We start from the raw sequence: 20,919 nt of genomic DNA on the forward strand, positions 1-20,919 counted from the left end.
GGGCTCGTCGGGGAGGTGGGTCGGGGACGGACCACCGAGGAGGTTCTCGTGCATCGTCATGGACTCCAGCCCGCTCCCGTCCTGCCGCCCCCGCCACCACCGGCCCCCGCGCCGACGAGGACCCCCGAGCCGCCGCCGAAGCCCACCCCGCGTCCCGCCGTGACGCCGGTGAGCTATCCGCGCCACCACGCCGCCCCGCCCCCGCGGCAAGCCCGCGACACCACGCCGCCCGTCGTCTACGTCCTGCTCATCACCGTGCCCGCGCTCGTCGCCGTCGCCGCGCTGCGCCCCCGCTGATCCTCTGGAGGCACCTCTTGCCGGAATGGCTTGTTCTCACTCTCGCGATGGTGGCCGCCTGCGCCGTGGTGGTCGTGATCACCCTGGTACGGGCCCGCAGAGCCCCCGAGGACGAGGACCCCGACGAGACACCGGACGTCATCGAGTACATGACGATGTGGATCGGCGTGGTCTACGCGATCGTCCTGGGCCTGGCCATCGCCGGTGTCTGGGAGGCGCGCAGCGTCGCCCAGGACCATGTGCAGGCGGAGGCCCAGGCGCTGCACGAGATCTCGGAGCGGGTCCGGGCGTATCCCCCGGACGTACGGGACCGGATCAGGGCGGACGTCAACACCTATGTCGGGCACGTCGTGACCACCGAGTGGAAGGCGATGGCCGACCACGGAGACGTCACGGACCGGGGTACGGAACTGCTGGGACGCGTCCGCGCCGACGTCACGGACTACCAGCCGAAGAACGACTTCGAGGCCCAGTCCTACCAGCCCCTGCTCGACCAGGTCGCCGCGGCGGACCAGGCACGCAACGCCCGCGCCGACTCCACCGGGGCCACCATGCCCGGCGTGGTGTGGTTCGGGCTGCTCATCGGGGCCGTCATCACCATCGGCATGGTCTTCGCGCTCCAGATCCGGCGTACCGCGCGGGAACTCGTCCTGGCCGGGACGTTCTCGGCGCTCATCGCCTTCCTGCTCTTCCTGATCTGGGACTTCGACTCGCCCTACAGCCGCGGCGTCGCCGCGACCGCGGAGCCGTTCCTGCACCTGTTCCCGCACGCGGGCGGCTGACGGGCCGGCACCGGGAAGGGGCGCCCGCGGCCCGCCGTCGGCGCCCACGGGCGCGGGCGTCCCACGGGCGCCGGTGTCCCTCACGGTCGGGCGCGGGGATTCGCCCGCGCGGCCCACACGGTTAACCCGTTCGCACTACTGCGATCGCGGGGGCACCCGCCCGTTCCTAGCGTTTCGGTCATCGAGGCGCATTTTCGGCTCAGGCGGAACAAGGTCCGCGGCTGCTCCTCGGAGACCGGAGGATCCACCATGCGCGCGATACGCGTCGCCTCGGCCGCCCTGCTGGGCGTCACCGCACTGGCCCTCTCCGCGTCGGCCGTCGTCGCGGGCGACGACGGCAGCGACCACGACGTCACGCCGTTCGGTTTCGGCGTGCTGCCCCGCAGCATCGCGCCGGGCGGACAGCTCACCCTCCAGATCGACCGCGACGGGGGCGGCTGCCGGGGTACCGCCACCGTCGCCTCGGGCGCCTTCGACACGGTACGGATCCCCGCCGGGCGTCCGTCGGCCACGACGACGGTCGACCGGGCCGCGCGGGCCGGGGCCGTGCACCGGGTGATGTTCACCTGCGACGGGGTGAGCGGGTCCACGGACCTGACCATCGCCGAGGGCCCGCCGAACGGCACCGGCACCGGCTCCGATTCCGCGCCCCTTCCGGTGCAGCAGGTCCCGCGGGCCGTCCAGGCGGGCGAGGGCGGCAGCGCCGCCGGATTCGATCTGAAGGAGATCGCGCTGGGCGTCGCGCTCATCGCGGGCTCCGTCGGCACGGCGTACCGCCTCGGGCGCCGCCGCGAGAGCGAGGACGGCGGCTGACGGTCAGACGCGCCTCTCGGTGCGGCGGCGCATCCAGAACACCGCTCCGCCGAGGCCGGCAGCGCCGACGAGTCCGCCGCCGATGGCCATGTCGGCCGTGGTCGCGCCGATCGGGACGCTGCCGCCGACGCCGGCGCGGACACCGCCGACCACGGTGAAGGCCGCCGGGCGGGTCAGGCTCCGGCCGTTGCAGTCGACCGTGATGTCGTACCGGCCGGGCCGGGCGTTGTTCTCGACGACCACGACGCCCCTGGCGGTGTCGCTGGTGCCGTTGAGGGCGCTCAGCGAGCTGGTGCGGAAGGCGCGGGAGGCCATCGCACCACCGGTGCGGCAGCCGTCCATGGTGACGGTGAGCCGGCCGCCGGCGGCGACCACGCCGGGCTGGGCGATGATGTTCCGCGGCCCGAAGCCGTTGTTGTTGAAGCCGATGTTGTTGCCGAGACCGTTGTTGAGGCCGTTGTTGAGGCCCCCGTTGTTCCCCAGGCCGTTGTCCGGACCGAAATAGCCGTCGGGGCCGCGGCCGTTCCCGTTGTTGCCGAACAAACCGTCGTTGCGCCCCCGGGCGAAGTTGTTGTTCTCGAAGAAGCCGTCGTTACGGCCCCGGCCGAAGCTGTTGTTCTCGAAGAAACCGTCGTTACGGCCCCGGCCGAAGCTGTTGTTGCCGAAACCGTTGTTGGGCCCGAAACCGTTGTTGGGCCCGAAACCGTTGTTCGGGCCGAAGACGTTGTTCGGCCCGAAGACGTTGTTGCCCCCGAAGACGTTCCGGCCGAAACCGTTGTTCCCGAAGCCGTTGTTGGGGCCGAAGACATTGTTCGGCCCGAAGACGTTGTTCGGGCCGAAGAAGTTGCCCCGACCCGGCCCGAACCCGTTGTTGGGGAAACCTCCGCCCCAGTTGTTGCCCGGTCCGATCCCCGGCCCGATGCCGGTGACACCGCCCACCCCGTTCGGGGGAATGCCGGTACCTCCGTTGCCGATCCCGTCCGCGAAGGCCGCGGGGGCTGCGAACCCGAGGACGGCGACCGCGGTGACCGCGGCCGCCAGGGCACGTGCGTTTCGCATGAGATCCTCCGCGGAAAGCGCCCCGGGTCCCGTCCCCGGTCGATCGGCGAGAAAGCGCCTCCTGGTAAGACCCTCGGACGCGCCGCACGCGACCGCATTTCGGCAATGGTCCGTCCTGGTGAGGCGACACGCCGACGGAAAACCTCATAATCTGATGTTGCCGCAGGTCATCGACTGTCGGAAATTTCCTGTACGGTGCCGCCCCGGATGGCGCACCCACGGCCGTCGCGCCACCCGTTCGCCTGTGACTCGTCGCCGCTTCCGCGCAACGGGACTTAGCGTTTACGCAGGCGCGAACGACCCGGCGACGGCCGGGCCGAGAGGGGATGGCGAATGTCTGCGTACGAGCTGTCCGAGGTGGCGGAAGAGGAGGAGCGGCCCAGGAAGCGCGCGCCGTGGGGCGTGATGGCGCTGGTGCTGCTGACCGGGCTCGCGCTGATCCGCAACGGGTCGGGCGAGTTCGACGTCGGCCCTCCGCAGCCGGCCGCCGCGGCGGCGACCGACGGCAGCGGCGTCGCCCCGGGCACGTTCGGCCGGGCCCCGGACGCCCTGCCGTACTCGGTGCCCGACCGGGTCAGGATCCCCACGATCCAGGTGAACGCGCCCGTCACCTCGGTGGGCCTGGACAAGGACGGCTGGATCGACGCGCCGACGCCGGACAACCCGAATCTGGCCGGCTGGTTCACCGGCGCCGTCTCGCCCGGCGAGAAGGGGACCGCGGTGATCGTCGGCCATGTCGACAACCAGCAGGGTCCCGCCGTGTTCTACGGGCTCGGGGCGCTGAAGAAGGGGAACCGGGTCGAGGTGGGGCGCCGGGACGGCAGGACGGCCGTCTTCGAGATCTACGGCATCGAGGTGTTCGAGAAGAGCAACTTCCCCAGCGACCGCGTCTACGGCTCCAAGGGCACCCCCGAGCTGCGGGTCATCACCTGCGGCGGCGGCTTCACCCAGCAGAACGGCTACGCCGGGAACGTCGTCGTCTTCGCCCGCCTGGCCGAGGTCCGCTGAGCGCTCCCCGGCCGGGCAGGCGATCGCCGCTCACGCGTACTGCCGGTGCGGGACCGTGATGTGGTAGCCCGAGTCCAGCAGTCGCGGCAGATAGTCGCGCAGCGCCTGGACGGTGTGCGAGCGGTCTCCCCCGGCGTCGTGCGAGAGGACCACCACGCCGGGTGCGGCACCGCCCTCCACCCGGTCGACGATGGCACGGGTGCCGGGGACGGGGGTGGTCCAGTCGCGGGAGTCGACCGTCCAGGCCAGCGGGTCCATGCCGAGTTCGGCGCCGAGCTGGAAGGCGGCCCGGTTCCAGGCGCCGTAGGGGGCGCGGAACCACTGGGGGCGCTCGCCGTAGGCGTCCTCGATGACATCGCAGGTGCGCTCCATCTCGCTGCGGATCCTGGAGCGGTTGAGCCGGGTCAGCAGGGGGTGGGTCCAGGTGTGGTTGCCCACGATGTGCCCCTCGTCGGCCATCCGGGCGAGGAGACCCTTGTTGGCGGCGGCCAGCTCCCCGCAGACGAAGAACATGGCGCGTACGTCGTAGCGGCGCAGGGTGCTCAGGATGCCGGGCGTGTAGCGGGGGTCGGGTCCGTCGTCGAAGGTCAGCACCATGGTGCGGCCGCGTCCGGGCATCCTCAGCAGGGGCTCGTGGCGCACCAGGGTCCGGCGGGACGCCGCGCGCGGGACGCCGTAGCCGGTCAGGGGTTCGAGGCGGTAGACGGAGGGCTTCGACGCCAGTCGGCGGGCCGGGGCGCCCGCGGCTCCGGCCACCGGACCGGCCGGCTCCACGACCGTGTCCGGCGCGAGCAGACCGGCCGCTCCGGCCACTCCGGCCGCGCCCAGGGCGACGGCACCGGCGAGCAACGCGCGGCGCCGTGTGATCATCTGATCCTCTTTCATGATTTATCAGTCGCCCGGGTGGCACCCGGCGCAGCACGAGGACACTTCAGCGGCGGCAGGAATGCACCCGTACGGTCTAGGCCCTGTCGTCAAATTCCCGCCGTCGCCCGGACAGACGGGAATTTCACGACAGGGCCTGGCGGGCTGGATTCAGCGGCGGCGCACCAGGGGGAACGGCAGGGTCTCCCGGATGGTCAGGCCGGTGAGGAACATGACCATCCGGTCGACGCCGATGCCGAGTCCGCCGGTCGGCGGCATCGCGTACTCCAGGGCGTCGAGGAAGTCCTCGTCCAGTTCCATCGCCTCCGGGTCTCCCCCGGCGGCGCGCAGCGACTGCTCGGTGAGCCGGCGGCGCTGCTCGACGGGGTCGGTCAGTTCGGAGTAGGCGGTGCCGAGTTCGGTGCCGAAGGCGACGAGGTCCCAGCGCTCGGCGAGGCGCGGGTCGGTGCGGTGCTGCCGGGTCAGCGGGGAGACGTCGGTCGGGAAGTCCCTGTAGAAGGTGGGCAGCCGGGTCTTCTCCTCGACCAGCCGCTCGTACATCTCCAGGACGATGTCGCCGGGTCCGTCGTCGGCCGTGTACGGAACGCCGGCCCGGTCGCACAGCCGGCGCAGCCGGGGCGGCTCCGTGCCGGCGTCGACCTCCTCGCCCAGCGCCTCGGAGATCGCGGCGTGCACGGTCCTGACCGGCCACGGGCCGGAGATGTCGTACTCCGTGCCGTCGTGGTGGGCGACGGGCCGGCCGAAAGCGGCCGTGGCGGCGCCCTGGATCAGCTCGCGGGTGAGGTCGAGCATCACGTCGTAGTCGGCGAAGGCCTGGTAGGCCTCCAGCATGGTGAACTCGGGGTTGTGCTTGTGGGAGACGCCTTCGTTGCGGAAGGTGCGGCCCAGCTCGAAGACCTTCTCCAGGCCGCCGACGCACAGCCGCTTCAGATACAGCTCGGGGGCGATGCGCAGATACAGATCGAGGTCGTAGGCGTTGATGTGGGTGGTGAACGGGCGGGCGTTGGCGCCGCCGTGGATCTGCTGGAGCATCGGGGTCTCGACCTCCAGGTAGCCGCGGTCCAGCAGGCCCTGGCGCAGCGCCTGTACGGCGGTGGAGCGGACCCGCACGACGTCGCGGGCGGCGGGGCTGGTCACCAGGTCGAGGTAGCGCATCCGGACCTTGGCCTCGGGGTCGGCGAGGCCGTGACGCTTGTCGGGCAGCGGGCGCAGGCACTTGCCGGTGAGCTGCCAGGAGGTGACGAAGACGGTCGGCTCGCCGCTGTCGCTGCGGCCCGCGCGGCCGGTGACGGTGATGTGGTCGCCGATGTCGGTGCCGGCAGTGAACCGGTCGAGGGCGGGACCGGACTGTGTGCGGGTGAACGCCACCTGGTGGTCCGCGGACCAGTCCCGCAGCACGGCGAAGACGATGCCGCCGAAGTCCCGCACCAGCATGACCCGGCCCGCGACGGTGACCGGCCCGTCCGGGGGTACGGCGGCGAGGGTGTGGGTGCGTGGCGGGACGCCGACCGGATAGGGGTCGGTGCCGACGGCACGCAGCCGGTCCAGTTTCTGGTGCCGGACGCGAACCTGCTCGGGCAGGCCCGCGTCCGGGCCGGCCGGCCCGGCCTCGTCCCCTCCGTCGAGACCGAGCGCCGACAGCGACGGCAGCCCGTACGTGGTGGCGGGCCGCCGCGCGCCTTTCGGGTGCCCCTTTCCCCAGAGTTTGCGCAGCGAGGGTACGGAGACGAAGCCCTCGGCGATGCCGGAGGCGAGGCCGATCCGGGCCAGGGAGGCGGCGTCCCCGTAGCAGAGGAAGCGCGGGTACCACTCGGGGCGGTACTTGGCGTTGGATCGGTAGAGGGCCTCCAGCTGCCACCAGCGGGAGAAGAACAGCAGCAGCCGGCGCCACGCGCGCAGCACCGGTCCGGCGCCTATGCGGGCGCCCTCCTCGAAGGCGGAGCGGAACACCGCGAAGTTCAGGGAGATCCGGCGTACGCCCAGCTTGGGGGCGGCGGCGCACAGCTCGGCGACCATGAACTCCATCACGCCGTTGGGGGCGGTGCGGTCACGGCGCATCAGGTCCAGGGAGATGCCGTCGTCGCCCCAGGGCACGAAGGACAGCAGGGCGAGCAGCCGCCCGTCCTCGCCGATCGCCTCCACCAGCAGGCAGTCGCCGTCGGCGGGGTCGCCGAGGCGGTCCAGGGCCATCGAGAAGCCGCGTTCGGTCTCGGTGTCGCGCCAGGTGTCGGCCTTGTCGACGACCTCCTCCATCTCCGTCTCGCCGAGGTCGGCGTGGCGACGGATCCGGCAGGTGGCACCGGTGCGCCGCACCCGGTGGGCGGCCTGCCGGGTGACCCGCATCTCGCGGCCGTCGAGGTCGAAGGACGCGGGGTGCACGATCGCCTCGTCGCCCAGCTGGAGGGCGCCGAGACCGGCACGCACGTAGGCCCTGGCGCCGTCCTCGGAGGCGCCCATGACGGCGGGCGCCCAGCCGTGGCGGCGGGCGACGTCGAGCCAGGCGGCGATGGCGTGCGGCCAGGCCTCGCGGTCGCCCACGGGGTCGCCGCTGGCCAGGCAGACACCGGCCTCGACGCGGTAGGTGACGGCGGCCTTGCCGCTGGGCGAGAAAATGACGGCCTTGTCGCGGCGGGTGGCGAAGTAGCCGAGGGAGTCGTGGCCGCCGTAGCGGCGCAGCAGGGCGCGGATGCGCGGCTCCTCGTCGTCGTGCAGGGCGGCTTCCAGGCGCTGGGAGCGGAACAGGGTGGCGGCGGCGTTCAGCAGGGCGAGGGCACCGAACAGGCCTTGCAGGAAGGACACGACGTGGGGCGGCCGGCCGTCGAAGGAACGGTCCGAGACCAGGCCGCCGAGGACGCGGGTGGCGGTCCAGGCCAGGTGCTGGCCCTCGGGCAGGGTGCCGGGGAAGAGGGACACCAGGCCCCAGCCGGCCAGGATCGCCACGGCGAGCCCGGCGACCAGCACGGCGAGCGCGCGGCGTACGGCACCGCGGCGGGAGGCGGCGTAGAACTCCCCGCGGGCGAGGACCAGGAGGATCAGCGCCAGGCCGCACACGACGAGGGACGGCAGGGACGCGGCGTAGAGGCCGACGGCCACGCCCAGGGCGTCGGTCAGGACCAGCAGGCCCAGATAGACCACGACCAGCCACCAGGCGATCCGTTTGCGGGCGCCGGTGGCGGCGGCGAGCAGGAACAGGAAGACGGCGTAGGCGAGGTTGGCGCTGACCGGGACGGTGAGCAGGTCGAGGAACCGTACGACCGGGCGCAGCAGCAGGCGCAGCGGCGGGATCAGGGCGAGCAGGGCGCAGAGCAGGCCCAGGGTGCCGAAGAAGGCCGCGAAGGCCTCGGGCACCCTGCCGAGGAAGCCGCCGGCGGGCGGCCGTATCGGGCCCGGGGCGTCCTCGGGGGCGGCGGCCTCCACGGGGGCACTCATGTACCGACTGTAGGAACAGCACGCCCGCTCCGCCCGTCGAGAGCCCGTCCCCCACCCACGGGAAGGCCCCGGGCCCGCCTGCCGGGAGGGGGCCCGCCCCCCGCCTGCCCACCGGGAACGCCCTGGCCCGCCGACCGGGAAGCCTGCGGCTCGCCCCGCCCGGAACGCCCCGGTCCGCCTACGGGGAGGCCCCCCGGCCGCCTGTGGGAAGGGCTGCCCGGACGGGCGGCGCACCGTCTGCCGGAACGCAGCTCCGACGGGCGGCACACTGCCCGCCGGAAAGCCCCGCGACCGCCCGGCAGGGACCCCGAGGCGGCCCCACCCGGACGGCCGACCGGCCGCCGGGTGGAAGGGGCTGTGTGCGGCCTCCGGTGGGCGTGGGTGCAGGGCGTCGGCCGGGCCCCTGGCCGGTCGGGGACCGGACCGGGTGCCTCCGATAGCCTCGGTGCGTGATGGAACAGCACTCTTCCCGGTTCGAGCGGGGTACCGACGGGCCCAAGGTCATCGTCGTCGGGGTGGACGGCTCCGACTCCTCGCTCCGCGCCGCGGCCTACGCGGGCGGTCTGGCCAGGCGCCAGCACGCGCTGCTCGCCGTGGTGTACGTGCAGCCGGTGATGGCGGCGGGCGCCGCCCTGGGAGTGCCGGTGGCGGAGACGACCGACGAGATCGCCGAGGACCTGGTCGGCCAGATCCGGGAGGCCGCCGAGCGGGTCAAGGGGATATTCGACGTGCGCTGGGAGTTCCACACGTTCCGCGGCGACCCCTACGGCGGCCTGGTCAAGGCGGCGGACGAGCTCAAGGCGGACGCCGTGGTCGTCGGTGCCTCGGAGCAGGCCGGCCACCGGATCGTCGGCTCCGTGGCGGTCCGGCTGGTGAAGGCGGGACGCTGGCCGGTGACGGTGGTGCCCTAGCCGATCCGGCAGCGACCCGACACGGGCGGGCACTCGGCACGTGCCGGGGACTCAGCACAGGCCGGGGATCCGGCGTGGGCCGGGGGTCCGGCGTGGGCCGGGAATCCGGACCCGACGACCGCGTGCCCGGCACCGGCGGGCGTGCCAGACCGGGCGCGGCCGACCGGGCATGGAGCCGACCGGACGCTGGGCCGACCGGGCGCGCGTCGCACCGGACGTGGAGCCGACCATGCGTGCGCCGCAGCAGGCGCGGGTCTGACCAGGGCGTGGAGCCGACCGGACGCGGGCCGCACCGGACGCGGACCCGACCCGGACGCGGACCCGACCAGGCGCACGCCGCACCGGACGTGGAGCCGACCGGTCGTGCGTGCCGGACCGTGCGCGGGCCCGACCAGGCGCACGCCGCAGCAGGCGCGGGCCTGACCAGGGCGTGGAGCCGACCGGACGCGGGCCGCACCGGACGCGGACCCGACCCGGACGCGGACCCGACCAGGCGCATGCCGGACCAGGCGTCGTTCACTCCCCCATCGTCAGGCCGTCCTTCGCCGCGCCGCGGCTGAGGACCACCTCCCGGATGCGGTCGCGTACGCCCTCGACGTCGGCCCCCTGGGCGAGTGCCTGGTTGAGGTCCACCACGCGCCCGGCGTCGACGTCGAACAGCTGCGGGACGAACTCGGCCCTGCTCACCTCCCAGCGCCCGCCGGGCCGGGACGGTGGGGTGAAGGTGAAGCGGCCGAGCGTGGACTGCCCCGCGCGCGGGTCCCGCAGGCCGCCCTTGCGGTCGAGCGCCCCACCGGCGACCTGGTCGCCGGTCCCGTACACCACCCAGGTGCCGTTGACCTTCTCGTACGCCTGTGGGACATGGGTGCGGGTGCCGATCACGAGGTCGATGTCGGGGCGCCCGCCGGTGCGCGAGGCGGTGAGCCGCCGTGCGAGGCTCTGCTGCCGTCCGTCGGGCGCGTCCTGCCACTCGGTGCCCCAGTCCAGGGAGACGACGACCACATCGGCGCCCGCCTTCCGGGCGGTCCGGGCGTCGGTGAGGATGCGGTTCTCGTCGACCGGGTTGACCGCCCACGGCCGGCCGTCGGGCAGCGGGCGGCCGTCGGTGCCGGAGGTGTAGGCGAGGTGGGCGACCGCCGCGGGTCCGGCGCGCAGCATCGTGACGGTACGCGCCTCGGCCTCGGTGCGGGCCGTTCCGGCGTGGGCCATGCCCACCGCGTCGAAGGCGTCGAGGGTGCGCTGGATCCCGGACGCGCCGTCGTCGAGGCTGTGGCCGGACGCGGTGGCGCAGCCGTCGTAGCCGGCGGCGGCGAGCGCCAGGGCGATCTCGGGCGGCGACTTGCGCGCGGTGCCGGCGCCGGAGTCGCCGTCGGCGCCGTACACGGTTCCCAGGTGACACAGCGCCAGATCGGCGCCGGACACGGCCGGTTCGGCACCGGCGAGCATCGGCCGGAAGTCGTAGCCCGTGCCGCCCGCGTCGAAGCGTGCCCGCTCGACGATCGAGGCGTCCGGGACCAGGTCCCCGGAGGCGACCAGGGTGAAGCCCCGGCCGGCGGCCGCGGACGACGGGCCCGGCAGGCCGTGTCCGCCGAACCGGCTGAACCCGTCGGACCGGCCGGACTGGTCGTCCTGCTGCCGGTGAGCCTGACAGGCGGCGGCCGCGGTGAGAATGGCCGTCAGGGCCAGGGCCACCTGCCGTCTGCGTGCGATCATCACTCACCCCGTCGCGATCGTATTTACCCATGAATAGGTACGGGATTGACAGTCGTCGCAAACAGTCCCGGCACTCCCATTAACCCATTGGATGCGCACGACTGGGGCAGACGGACCGTTCGTCGCACCGTTCGCCGACGCGATCGACCGTCCGTCGCAGATCCGTGCGCGCGCCCTGTCCTCACGCCGCGCCCTGCGCTCCCATACGGCCATGACGGCCGGAACCATCCTCATGAAGTCGACGACCGCCGAACACGAGCTCGCCGCGCTCCAGCGCGAGCACGGACGGCCGCTCTTCGCCCTGCTGCTGAGGCTCTGCGACGGCGACCGGCAGCGCGCCGAGGACCTCGTCCAGGAGACGCTGGTACGCGCCTGGCAGCATCCCGAGGCGCTGCGCGCCGACGACTTCACCTCCGTACGGCCGTGGCTGCTGACCGTGGGGCGGCGCCTGGCGATCGACGCGCGACGGGCCCGGCAGGCCCGTCCGGCGGAGGTCGGGGACGCCGTGCTGGAACACGCGCCGGTGTGCGCCGACCACGCCGAGCGGTCCGCCGCCATGCTCGATGTGCGCGAGGCTGTGAAGACTCTCACTCCGGAGCACCGCGAAGTCCTGGTGCTGGTGTATTTCCTCGGGGCCAGTGTGGCCGAGACCGCGCAGGCCCTCGACATCCCGCCGGGTACGGTGAAGTCCCGGGCATACTACGCGCTGCGCGCCCTGCGCCGGGTTCTTCCGGGATACGCGGCCGACCTGCACTGAAACCAGTGGGAAAGTCAAACCTCCGTAAAGCGCCTTGCTGTGGGACCCGGTTGAGTAATCCGCTGTCCTCATCCGTGTTCCGGACCGGGGGCCCGGGTTCGGGCGACGCGCACGCACCGGAGGAAGGCAGGAAGGGATGCTGCACAGAGGTGAGCAGGAAACGGACGGCACCGACGGCGGTGAACTGACCGTCCCCATGGCCTGGTTGTACGCCGAGTACATCGCCGACGAACTGCTGCGGACCGGCGACCTGATGCCGCCGACGTCCTTCGAGTTCCGCGCCGGGCGGGACGCCCTAGCCCTCACGATCTTCCTGTCCGACACGGACGGCGAGCTGTCCGGCATCCGGGTCATCACCCAGCTGGAGACCTGGCTCTCGCTGACGGCGTACGACCAGCCGTGGCAGGAGTGGGTGCGCGAGCGGATGACCCGGCTCACCGCCGACGCGGCCGAGTCGGCGGGGCCGACGGCGGACCTGGAGCTGGCGGCGGCGGCCTGGCGCTGGCTCCGCGAGACGGAGCTGCTCGCGCCCGACCTGAACGCCGTGCCGGGGGGAGGTTCGCAGACCGGCGAGGACGACGGACCGAAGGTGTGGACGCCCGCGTGGCAGCTCGGACTGCCCCTCGGACATCTCGCGATCCATCTTTTCTAGAATCCGACCAATCCGCGAAGCCGACGGCTACGAACTCGTTGGTTACGATTCGGTGCGGGCCCTGAGTGATTCGGCAGCCTGGTGCGTACCAGTGGGAGCAAGCAGTAACCCCACCGACACCCAAAGGCACAAGGATTCCGCATGAGGTCCCTGGAAAGGCATCGAGACGTCGGCGCGTACGCGCTCGGCCTCCTGGACGAGGCGGAGGCCTTCCGCTTCGAGGACCACCTCATGGAGTGCCCTCAGTGCGCCGCGCAGGTAACTGAATTCGGCCCCACGGCACGGCAGTTGCTGCTGTACCGGAAGGCGACGCCGCGCACCGTGCACCCGATGGCCGGTCCCGGTCCCCAACTGCTGGACAAGCTCCTCGGCGAGGTCGCCTCCCGGCACCGGGCCCAGCGCCGCCGGCTGATGTTCGCCCTGGCCGCCTCCGTGGTGGTCGCGCTGGCGGGAGGCGTGCTCTCGACGACGCTGGGCGGCGGCGACGGGACGGCGCAGGTCACGGCCACCGACGAGCGGTCCGGCGTCTGGGCGCAGCTCACGACCCAGGACGAGGAGTACGGCAGCGAGGTCGAACTCCAGGTCAAGGACGGGGCGGGTCCGCGCTCCTGCCGCCTGATCGCCGTCGCCGGCGACGGCTCGGAGCAGACCCTGGCCAGCTGGATGGTCCCCACCCACGACGCCCGCCCCCTCACCATGCACGGCGGCTCGACCCTGCACTCCGACCAGATCACCCGGTACGAGGTCCGCACGGCCGAGGGCGAGCGCCTGGTCACCCTCCCCGCACCGCACTGAGCCCGGCCGGAACGGGCCGCCTCGCACAGCCGCCGCCTCGGCGGTCGCGACCCGCGCCGGTCACTTCAGCAGTCGCGACATCCGCCGGTCCGCCAGCAGCCTGCCGCCCGTCTGGCACGTGGGGCAGTACTGGAGCGAGGAGTCGCTGAAGGAGACCTCGCGAACGGTGTCACCGCAGACCGGGCACGGTTCGCCGGTGCGGCCGTGGACCCGCAGTCCCGACTTCTTCTCCGACTTCAGCCGGCCGGCCGCCAGGCCCCGGGAACGCTCCACGGCCCCGGCCAGCGTGCCGCGCAGGGCCGTGTACAGACCGTGGACCTCCTCCGGCGCGAGGGAGGCGGCCACCTTGTACGGGGACATCCGCGCCGCGTGCAGGATCTCGTCGCTGTAGGCGTTGCCCACCCCGGCGATCAGGCTCTGGTCGCGCAGCGCGCCCTTGATCCGGCGTCGCTCCCCGGCCAGCAGGGCCGCGAGGCGGGCCTCGTCGAAGTCGTCGGCGAGCGGGTCCGGGCCGAGCCGGGCCACCCCCGCGATCTCCTGCGGGTCCCGGACGACGTACACCGCGAGGCGCTTCTGGGTGCCCGCCTCGGTCAGGTCGAAGCCCGCGCCGGTCTCCAGGGCCACCCGCAGCGCCAGCGGCCCCTTGCCGGGGCGGGGCAGGCCGTCCGGCAGCGGGTCCCGCCACTGGAGCCAGCCCGCGCGGGCCAGATGGATCACCAGGTGCGGCCCGCCGTCCGTGCCGATGCCGAGGAACTTGCCGTACCGGCGCACGGTCGTGGCCCGGCGGCCCTCGACGGCGGTGACCGCAGGGTCGTACGTCTTCAGGACACTGATCGCGACGGGCAGCACCCGGACGAGTTCGTGCCCGGCCAGGTGCGCGGTGAGGAAGTCCTTGAGCGCTTCCACCTCGGGGAGTTCCGGCATACGTCCAGAGTGCCATCAGGGGGCGGCCGCGGGCCGGACGCCGGCCCCGGGCCGTCCGAACTCCGGCCACCAGGCTGTTTGAACACCAGCCACCGCAAGCCTGGCGCAAGCCGTTGTCACGATCCGGGCCGGTCCGGCACCACGAACTCGCACCACACGCACTTGCCGCCGCCCCGCGCCTCCACGCCCCACATGTCGGTGAGCCGGTCCACCACCAGCAGACCCCGGCCGGCGACCCCGGCGACCCCCGCCTCCCCGGCCTCGCGGCGGCGCGGCAGGGCGCTGGAGGAGTCCTCCACCTCGACCCGCAGCCTGCGGCCGTCGCCGACGAGGACCCGCAGGGTGAGGATCGCGGCGCCCTCGGTGTGCATCAGCGCGTTGGTGATCAGTTCGTCGGCCACCAGTTCGACCTCGTCGGTGCGGTCGCGCGCGCCCCAGGAGCGGACCGCGGTCCGCAGCGTGCGACGGGCCTGGGTGAGCGCCTGCGGGTCGCCGGGGGCCACGTGCTGGCGGATACGGCCGCCGGACTGCCGGCTGTCCGGGGGGCGGCGGCGCAGCAGGAGCAGCGCCACGTCGTCGTCGCCGCCGCGTTCGTCGGCCACCTCGATGAGCCGCTCGGCGAGATCGCGGACGCCTTCGGGGGCCTCGGTGACGAGCGCGGTGAGCGTCTTCATCCCGTCGTCGAGGTCGGCACCGGGCTGTTCGACCAGGCCGTCGGTGCACAGCAGCAGGGTGTGGCCGGGGTCGAGCTCGATGGTGCCGACGGGGTAGGCGAGGCTGCCGAACTCCGCGGACAGGCCGAGCGGCAGCCCGCCCGGGACGGCGACCCGGCGGCAGCTGCCGTCGGGCGCCCGCACCAGCGGGTCGAGGTGGCCGGCCCGGACCACCTGGACCACCCCGGTGGACAGGTCGACCTCCGCGTACAGGCAGGTGGCGAAGCGCTCGGTGTCCAGTTCGCGCAGGAAGAGGGAGGCGCGGGCCATCACGGCGGCAGGGGTGTGTCCCTCGGCGGCGTAGGCGCGCAGCACGATGCGCAGCTGGCCCATCACCGCGGCGGCGTGGGTGTCGTGGCCCTGGACGTCACCGATGACGGCGCCGACCCGTCCGCCGGGCAACGGGATCAGGTCGTACCAGTCGCCGCCGATGTCCCGGCCGTGGGCACCGCCGACGCTGGCCGCCCGGTAGCGGACCGCCACGTCGGCGCCGGGCACGCTGGGGATGGTGCGCGGCAGCATGGCTCGTTGCAGCCCTTGGGCGATGTCCTTCTCCTGTTCGTAGAACATGGCCCGTTGCAGGCTCTGGGCGATGCTGCTGCCCAGGGCGACGAGGATGTTGCGTTCCTCCGGGGTGAAGCCGCGGCGGTCGCCGTAGAGCAGGCCCATGGCGCCGATCGGGCGGGCCTGCACGATGAGCGGCAGATAGGCGGCGGAGGTGATGTTCAGATCGGCGAGGCCGGGCCACAGGACCGGGTACCCGGCGGCGAACTCCTCCGGCGACTCGATGAACCGGGGGCTGAGGGTGCGTACGACCTCGCTCATCGGGTACGGGTCGTCGATGCGGGTGACCAGGGTGCCGGGCACGAAGCTGCCCTCGGGGCCCTCGGCGACCAGCCGGATGCGGCCCGCCTCGACGAGACCCATGACCAGACTCGTCGCCCCTAGATGGGTCAGACCGTGGGTGTCCTTGAGCACGTCGATGACGTCGCGGACGGTACGGGCGTGGGCGAGGGCTGCCGTGGTGAGCCGTACGACGTCGGTCTGGTCCCGGCGGGTGTCGTCCGGGTCGGTCGCCTCCTGGCGTTCGGCGAGGTCGCCGAGTTCCTGGGTGGCGTCGCGGACGATGCCCACGATCCGGCGCGGGCGGCGCGTCTCGTCGCGTCTGATGTAGCCCTGGGTGTGGGTCCAGCGCAGGGTGCCGTCGCGGCAGCGGAGCCGGAAGTAGGCGCCGTAGTTCTCGCTGCCGTCCTTGATCGCCTGGGTGACCAGGGTGTCCAGCCGCAGGCCCTCCACCTGGGGGACCCGCATGGAAAGGGTCTCCGGGTGTCCGTCGTATTCGTCGGGCCGCACGTCGAAGATCTCGTGGGCGAGGGCGTCCATGTGGAGCAGGCCCGTGTCCAGGTCCCAGTCGAAACTGCCCATGCGGTTGAGCGCCAGAATGGGATCCGGATGGGCGGGCCAGTCGTCCGGGAGTGACACGGCGCTCGCTCCCCGATCAGCCATGGGCCCACTTTGCCAGCATTTGTCCGATTCTTCGACCGGTGCGCACGATCTGCCGCGCCCCGATGTGTGCGACCCGATACCGGATCACGCGTGACGCGGGTCGGGATCAGTGGACGAAGAAGTCGGTCGGGCTGTCGAAGATGCTTCCGGCGGCACCGTCCGCCAGGCCGCCCGTCACGCCGCCCACGAGGCTGGAGTCGTCCGTGCCGGTCATGCCGTCCGTGCCGACCGGGGCGCCGAAGTCGTCACTGGCGTCCGGGTCGTCGGGGACGAGTCCGCCGCCGTCGGGCAGGTCCGGTATCTCCGGCACGCGCGCGGGGCCTATCTCGTCGGACAGCGACTCGGGGGCGCTCGTCGCGGCGGCAATGCCGGACTCGCCCGGCAGGGCGGCGTGGCGCGGGTCCACGTCGGTGACCGGCCGGGGCGACCCCGTGGTCCGCCCCGGCCGCTCGGACGCACCCTTGCCGCAGCCGGCCACCAGGAGCGCCGTCGAGAGCGCGCAGACCAGGACGAGAGATCTGATGATTGTCCGCACCGCGCACTCCTGGATCATCTTGATGATTAACACCATTTCGGGTGATTCAGGACTATTGTTTGCGTCATTCGCACGGGTCACGCAACTGGAGGCATCGGACACGGAGCGTGAGGGGCGGCAGAATGGAGGAGAGGGAGCGGCCGTGAACTGGTTCAGCGCAACCGAGTACGGGCTGACCCGGCTGGTCTTCCAGCGGGGACTGGCCGCCGTGTACCTGGTGGCGTTCCTGGCGGCCGCCCGCCAGTTCCGGGCGCTGACGGGCGAGCACGGGATGCTGCCGGTGCCCCGCTTCCTCGCCCGGATGCCGTTCCGGCTGGCGCCCAGCGTGTTCCATCTGCACTACTCCGACCGCTTCTTCGCGGGCTGGGCCTGGACGGGCTGCGCGGTCTCGGCGGCCCTGCTCGCGGGCGCGGACTCCCTGCTGCCCCTGTGGGGCGGGATGCTGCTGTGGCTGGTGCCCTGGGCGCTGTACCTGTCGATCGTCAACGTCGGGCAGACCTGGTACTCGTTCGGCTGGGAGTCCCTGCTGCTGGAGGTGGGCTTCCTCGCCGTCTTCCTGGGCAACGACAAGGTGGCCCCGCCGGTGGTGGTGCTGTTCCTGCTGCGCTGGATCCTGTTCCGGGTGGAGTTCGGGGCGGGCCTGATCAAGATGCGCGGCGACGCCTGCTGGCGAAAACTCACCTGTCTCTACCACCACCACGAGACCCAGCCCATGCCGGGACCGCTGAGCTGGTTCTTCCACCATCTGCCCAAGCCGGTGCACCGGGCGGAGGTGGCGGCCAACCACTTCACCCAGCTGATCGTCCCCTTCCTGCTGTTCACCCCGCAGCCCGTCGCGACCGCCGCCGGGTCCCTGATGATCGTCACTCAGCTGTGGCTGGTGCTGTCGGGCAACTTCGCCTGGCTGAACTGGATCACCATCGTGCTGGCCGTGTCTGCGCTGCGGCTGCCCGGCTCCCCGCCGCCGCCGTCCGCGCCACCGCTCTGGTACGAGGTGCTGGTCCTCGTGGTCGCCGCGCTGCTGCTGTTCCTCAGCCACCACCCGGTGGTGAACATGATCTCCCGTCGGCAGGTCATGAACCGGTCGTTCGACCCGCTGCACCTGGTGAACACCTACGGCGCGTTCGGCAGCGTCAGCCGGGTCCGCTACGAGGTGGTGGTCGAGGGCACGCTCGACGCCGCGCCGCACGAGGACGCGGACTGGCGGGAGTACGAGTTCCGGGGCAAGCCGGGCGACCTGCGGCACTGGCCGCGCCAGTTCGCGCCGTACCATCTGCGGCTGGACTGGCTGATGTGGTTCGCCGCGCTGTCGCCCGGCTACGCCGGGACCTGGTTCGGCGCGCTGGTGGAGCGGCTCCTGGAGAACGACCGCGACACGCTGAAACTGCTGCGGCGCTCCCCGTTCCCGCCGGACGAGCCGCCGCACTTCGTCCGGGCCCGCCTCTTCCGCTACCGCTACACCACCTGGCGCGAGCTGCGGGCGACCGGGGCGTGCTGGGAGCGGGTGTACGTACGGGAGTACCTGCCGCCGACCCGGCTCGCGGGAGTGGCCGAGCGGTCGTCCTGAGCGCCACCGGCCGGGGCGGCCGGTTCGCCCGCAGGGGTGCCTAAGGGCGTCCGGCCCCGGGCGCCGGTCCGAGGCCGTAGACGGCGGTGGCGGTGCCCTCGAAGAGCAGGGCGCGCTCGGCCGGGCCGAGCCCCGCGGTCAGCCGTCGCGCGGTCGCGTGGACCTCGGCGTAGGTCGCGGCGAGCGTGCACACCGGCCAGTCCGAGCCGAACATCAGCCGGTGCGGGCCGAAAGCGTCCAGCACGGTGTCCGCCCAGGGGTGCAGATCGGCCGCCCGCCAGGTCTCCCGGTCGGCCTCCGTGACCAGGCCCGACAGCTTGCAGACCGTGTTGGGACGGGCGGCCAGGGCGCGCACGGCACTCGCCCACGGCTCCAGCCCGCCCGAGGCGACGGGCGGCTTGCCCAGATGGTCGAGGACGAAGGTGAGCCCCTCGTGCCCGGCGGCCGCCGCCGCGCAGGCGGGGAGCTGGTGCGGCAGCACCACGAGGTCGTAGACCAGGCCCGCGTCCGCCACCGCGTCCAGGCCCCGGTGGACGTCCGCGCGCAGCAGCCACCGCGGGTCCGCCTCGCCCTGGATCTGGTGGCGGATGCCCTTGAGGCGGTCGCCGCCGGGGAGTTCGCGCAGCCGGGCGAGTTCGTCGGCGACGTCCGGGCGGGTGAGGTCGGTCCAGCCGACCACCCCGGCGATCAGCTCGTGCCCGGCGGCCAGGGCCAGCAGTTCCGGGGTCTCCTCGGCCACGGTGACCGTCTGGACGAGGACCGTGCGGTCGACCCCGGCCGCGCGGGCCTCGGGTTCGAGGTCGTCGGCCGTGAAGTCCCGGCGCAGCGGCCCGAGTCCGGGGGCGTGCAGCCAGTCCTGGTCCCGGACGGACAGGTCCCACACGTGGTGGTGGGCGTCGACGGTCACGACGGCCCCCGGACGCCGGTGCGCGCGGCCCGCCTCATGCCGGCACCTCCCCCGGGACGGGCGCCTCGGCGGGCAGCAGGCCGGTGTCCCGCAGTTCCCGCCAGAAGGAGGCGGGTACGGGGGTCGCGAACTGGGCCGCGCAGTCGTCGACTTCGGCCGCCGAGCGGGCGCCGACCAGGACGCTCGCGACGGCCGGGTGCGCGGCGCAGAAGGCGAGCGCGGCGGCCCGCAGGGTGGTTCCGTGCCGCTCCGCGACGGACCGCAGCCGACGGGCCCGGGTCAGCAACTCGTCAGGTGCCGTCGTGTAGTTGTAGGTCGCGCCCGGCCTCGGGTCGGCCAGCAGGCCGGAGTTGAAGGCGCCGCCGACGACGACCGAGGTGCCGCGGTCGAGGGCCGCGGGCAGCAGCCCGGTGAGCGCGCTCTGGTCGAGCAGGGTGTAGCGGCCCGCGCACAGCACCACGTCGACGTCGGTCTCCCGGACGAAACGGGTGAGCATCTCCGTCTGGTTCATGCCCGCGCCGATCGCGCCGACCACACCCTGCGCGCGCAGCTCCGCCAGCGCCGGGTAGCCCTCGCGGAAGGCCTGTACGGCGTGGTCGTCGGGGTCGTGGAGGTAGACGACGTCCACCCGGTCCAGGCCGAGCCGGGCCAGGCTGGCGTCCAGGGTGCGCCGTACGCCGTCCGCGCTGAAGTCCCACACGCGCCGGTGGGTCGCGCGCACGGCGAACCCGTCCGCGAGGTCGTCGCCCGTGCCGTCCGCGGGCTCCAGGCGGCGGCCCACCTTGGTGGAGACGGTGTACGCCGGCCGCGGACGGGTGCGCAGGACGGCACCGAGGCGGCGCTCGGACAGGCCGAGGCCGTAGTGCGGTGCGGTGTCGAAGGAGCGGATGCCGTGCCGCCAGGCGGCGGTGACGGCCGCGCGCGCCTGTTCCTCGCCGACCTCGGTGAACAGGTTGCCGATCCCGGCGCCGCCGAAGGCCAGGGCGGTGACCTCGACGCCGCTGCGGCCGAGGGTGCGCACCGCCGTGGCGCGGGGCGTGCTCATCGCCCCGCCGCGGGGCGCGGGCGCAGGCCCTGCATCCCGCCGTCGACCGCGAGCGCGGTGCCGGTGGTCGCGCCGGACAGCGGGCTCGCCAGGTAGGCGATGGCGCCCGCGACCTCGGCCGCGGTGACCAGCCGGCCGCTGGGCTGGCGGGCCTCCAGCGCGGCCCGTTCGGCGGCCGGGTCGTCGGCGGCGTCCAGCAGCCGGCCGATCCAAGGGGTGTCCACCGTACCGGGGTTGACGCAGTTGACGCGGATGCCCTCGTGGAGGTGGTCGGCGGCCATGGCGAGGGTGAGGGCGAGCACGGCGCCCTTGGTCGCGCTGTACAGCGCCCGCCGCGGCAGACCGGCGGTGGCCGCGATCGAGCAGGTCTGGACGACGGCCGCGTGGGCCGAGTCGCGCAGGTACGGCAGGGCGGCGCGGGCGGTGCGGACCATCCCGAGGACGTTGACGTCCAGCACGCGGTGCCACTCGGCGTCGTCGTTGTCCTCGACGGTGCCCTGCGCGCCGATGCCCGCGTTGTTCACCAGGACGTCGAGTCCGCCGAGGCCGGCGACGGCGGCGGCCACCGCCTGCCGTACGGAGGCGTCGTCGCCGACGTCGGCGCGGTGGGCGAGCAGGGGC

General features: G+C 73.2%; 18 protein-coding genes and 1 pseudogene. 9 read left to right on the plus strand and 10 right to left on the minus strand.

Features of this window, described 5'->3' with window-relative positions; genetic code table 11:
* The 3 genes and pseudogenes from ABT085_RS25510 to ABT085_RS25520 all read left to right on the plus strand — a co-directional run.
* Positions 1-297, plus strand: a pseudogene (locus tag ABT085_RS25510) (hypothetical protein); the annotation flags it as partial.
* Positions 298-314: 17 nt separating this feature from the next.
* Positions 315-1,079: a bestrophin-like domain gene (locus ABT085_RS25515; RefSeq protein WP_351612256.1), complete on the plus strand. Its 765-nt coding sequence runs from the start codon at positions 315-317 to the stop codon at positions 1,077-1,079.
* A 249-nt stretch (positions 1,080-1,328) separates the two neighbouring features.
* A complete protein-coding gene (locus ABT085_RS25520) occupies positions 1,329-1,892 on the plus strand; it encodes a hypothetical protein (RefSeq protein ID WP_351612259.1) in 564 nt (187 codons plus the stop codon).
* A gap of 3 nt (positions 1,893-1,895) precedes the next feature.
* Here the strand turns inward: ABT085_RS25520 and ABT085_RS25525 are convergent, their stop codons facing one another.
* Entirely contained in the window at positions 1,896-2,951 is a 1,056-nt protein-coding gene (locus ABT085_RS25525; protein ID WP_351612261.1) for a hypothetical protein, read from the minus strand.
* 333 nt (positions 2,952-3,284) lie between these two features.
* On the opposite strand from ABT085_RS25525, the gene ABT085_RS25530 reads away from it, so the two are divergent.
* On the plus strand, positions 3,285-3,959 hold the full coding sequence (locus ABT085_RS25530; protein ID WP_351612264.1) for a class F sortase: 675 nt from the start codon (positions 3,285-3,287) through the stop codon (positions 3,957-3,959).
* 30 nt (positions 3,960-3,989) lie between these two features.
* On the opposite strand, the gene ABT085_RS25535 is transcribed toward ABT085_RS25530, so the two are convergent.
* Together ABT085_RS25535 and lysX are read right to left on the minus strand one after the other, a co-directional pair.
* Positions 3,990-4,844 (minus strand): polysaccharide deacetylase family protein, encoded by an 855-nt coding sequence (locus ABT085_RS25535; protein WP_351612268.1) that lies wholly within the window; start codon positions 4,842-4,844, stop codon positions 3,990-3,992.
* 150 nt (positions 4,845-4,994) lie between these two features.
* Positions 4,995-8,273, minus strand: coding sequence for a bifunctional lysylphosphatidylglycerol synthetase/lysine--tRNA ligase LysX (gene lysX / locus ABT085_RS25540; protein WP_351612271.1), 3,279 nt, complete (start codon positions 8,271-8,273; stop codon positions 4,995-4,997).
* Positions 8,274-8,722: 449 nt separating this feature from the next.
* Here lysX and ABT085_RS25545 point away from each other — a divergent pair, with 449 nt between their 5' ends.
* Positions 8,723-9,184 (plus strand): universal stress protein, encoded by a 462-nt coding sequence (locus ABT085_RS25545; protein WP_162469938.1) that lies wholly within the window; start codon positions 8,723-8,725, stop codon positions 9,182-9,184.
* A 516-nt stretch (positions 9,185-9,700) separates the two neighbouring features.
* Here ABT085_RS25545 and ABT085_RS25550 read toward each other — a convergent pair.
* Complete coding sequence (locus tag ABT085_RS25550; protein ID WP_351612274.1) at positions 9,701-10,897, minus strand: CapA family protein; 1,197 nt, start codon at positions 10,895-10,897, stop codon at positions 9,701-9,703.
* A gap of 211 nt (positions 10,898-11,108) precedes the next feature.
* Between ABT085_RS25550 and ABT085_RS25555 the strand changes: the two genes are divergently transcribed.
* The 3 genes from ABT085_RS25555 to ABT085_RS25565 all read left to right on the plus strand — a co-directional run bounded on the left by ABT085_RS25555 (position 11,109) and on the right by ABT085_RS25565 (position 13,101).
* The gene (locus ABT085_RS25555) at positions 11,109-11,654 is read left to right on the plus strand and encodes a sigma-70 family RNA polymerase sigma factor (protein ID WP_351612305.1); all 546 of its coding nucleotides are present in this window, start codon (positions 11,109-11,111) and stop codon (positions 11,652-11,654) included.
* Positions 11,655-11,790: 136 nt separating this feature from the next.
* Positions 11,791-12,306 (plus strand): hypothetical protein, encoded by a 516-nt coding sequence (locus ABT085_RS25560; protein ID WP_351612277.1) that lies wholly within the window; start codon positions 11,791-11,793, stop codon positions 12,304-12,306.
* A gap of 141 nt (positions 12,307-12,447) precedes the next feature.
* On the plus strand, positions 12,448-13,101 hold the full coding sequence (locus ABT085_RS25565; protein ID WP_351612280.1) for a zf-HC2 domain-containing protein: 654 nt from the start codon (positions 12,448-12,450) through the stop codon (positions 13,099-13,101).
* A 60-nt stretch (positions 13,102-13,161) separates the two neighbouring features.
* Here ABT085_RS25565 and ABT085_RS25570 read toward each other — a convergent pair whose 3' ends face one another.
* From ABT085_RS25570 to ABT085_RS25580, 3 genes are all read right to left on the minus strand, one after another.
* A complete protein-coding gene (locus tag ABT085_RS25570) occupies positions 13,162-14,025 on the minus strand; it encodes an Fpg/Nei family DNA glycosylase (protein ID WP_351612283.1) in 864 nt (287 codons plus the stop codon).
* Between the two features lie 116 nt (positions 14,026-14,141).
* Positions 14,142-16,244 carry a SpoIIE family protein phosphatase gene (locus tag ABT085_RS25575; protein WP_351612286.1) on the minus strand — a complete coding sequence of 701 codons (2,103 nt, stop codon included), beginning with the start codon at positions 16,242-16,244 and terminating at the stop codon, positions 14,142-14,144.
* A 106-nt stretch (positions 16,245-16,350) separates the two neighbouring features.
* Positions 16,351-16,779 carry a hypothetical protein gene (locus tag ABT085_RS25580; protein ID WP_351612293.1) on the minus strand — a complete coding sequence of 143 codons (429 nt, stop codon included), beginning with the start codon at positions 16,777-16,779 and terminating at the stop codon, positions 16,351-16,353.
* A gap of 142 nt (positions 16,780-16,921) precedes the next feature.
* Here ABT085_RS25580 and ABT085_RS25585 point away from each other — a divergent pair, with 142 nt between their 5' ends.
* Positions 16,922-18,346 (plus strand): lipase maturation factor family protein, encoded by a 1,425-nt coding sequence (locus tag ABT085_RS25585; protein WP_351612296.1) that lies wholly within the window; start codon positions 16,922-16,924, stop codon positions 18,344-18,346.
* Between the two features lie 40 nt (positions 18,347-18,386).
* On the opposite strand, the gene ABT085_RS25590 is transcribed toward ABT085_RS25585, so the two are convergent.
* The 3 genes from ABT085_RS25590 to ABT085_RS25600 all read right to left on the minus strand — a co-directional run.
* Entirely contained in the window at positions 18,387-19,253 is an 867-nt protein-coding gene (locus tag ABT085_RS25590) for an amidohydrolase family protein (protein WP_351612299.1), read from the minus strand.
* Between the two features lie 34 nt (positions 19,254-19,287).
* Entirely contained in the window at positions 19,288-20,274 is a 987-nt protein-coding gene (locus ABT085_RS25595) for an aldo/keto reductase (RefSeq protein WP_351612307.1), read from the minus strand.
* A 20-nt stretch (positions 20,275-20,294) separates the two neighbouring features.
* Positions 20,295-20,919, minus strand: a 625-nt coding sequence (locus ABT085_RS25600) for an SDR family NAD(P)-dependent oxidoreductase (RefSeq protein WP_351612302.1), incomplete at its 5' end; no start/stop codon positions are given.

Source organism: Streptomyces sp. NPDC002265, from assembly GCF_040296125.1.
In the GTDB taxonomy this organism is placed as follows: domain Bacteria; phylum Actinomycetota; class Actinomycetes; order Streptomycetales; family Streptomycetaceae; genus Streptomyces.

Coding starts and splice junctions, on each gene's coding strand:
- ABT085_RS25520 (WP_351612259.1), top strand. CDS start 1,329: ATGCGCGCGATACGCGTCGCCTCGGCCGCCCTGCTGGGCGTCACCGCA.
- ABT085_RS25535 (WP_351612268.1), bottom strand. CDS start 4,844: ATGAAAGAGGATCAGATGATCACACGGCGCCGCGCGTTGCTCGCCGGT.
- ABT085_RS25525 (WP_351612261.1), bottom strand. CDS start 2,951: ATGCGAAACGCACGTGCCCTGGCGGCCGCGGTCACCGCGGTCGCCGTC.
- ABT085_RS25560 (WP_351612277.1), top strand. CDS start 11,791: ATGCTGCACAGAGGTGAGCAGGAAACGGACGGCACCGACGGCGGTGAA.
- ABT085_RS25565 (WP_351612280.1), top strand. CDS start 12,448: ATGAGGTCCCTGGAAAGGCATCGAGACGTCGGCGCGTACGCGCTCGGC.
- ABT085_RS25555 (WP_351612305.1), top strand. CDS start 11,109: ATGACGGCCGGAACCATCCTCATGAAGTCGACGACCGCCGAACACGAG.
- ABT085_RS25570 (WP_351612283.1), bottom strand. CDS start 14,025: ATGCCGGAACTCCCCGAGGTGGAAGCGCTCAAGGACTTCCTCACCGCG.
- ABT085_RS25550 (WP_351612274.1), bottom strand. CDS start 10,897: ATGATCGCACGCAGACGGCAGGTGGCCCTGGCCCTGACGGCCATTCTC.
- lysX (WP_351612271.1), bottom strand. CDS start 8,273: ATGAGTGCCCCCGTGGAGGCCGCCGCCCCCGAGGACGCCCCGGGCCCG.
- ABT085_RS25530 (WP_351612264.1), top strand. CDS start 3,285: ATGTCTGCGTACGAGCTGTCCGAGGTGGCGGAAGAGGAGGAGCGGCCC.
- ABT085_RS25575 (WP_351612286.1), bottom strand. CDS start 16,244: ATGGCTGATCGGGGAGCGAGCGCCGTGTCACTCCCGGACGACTGGCCC.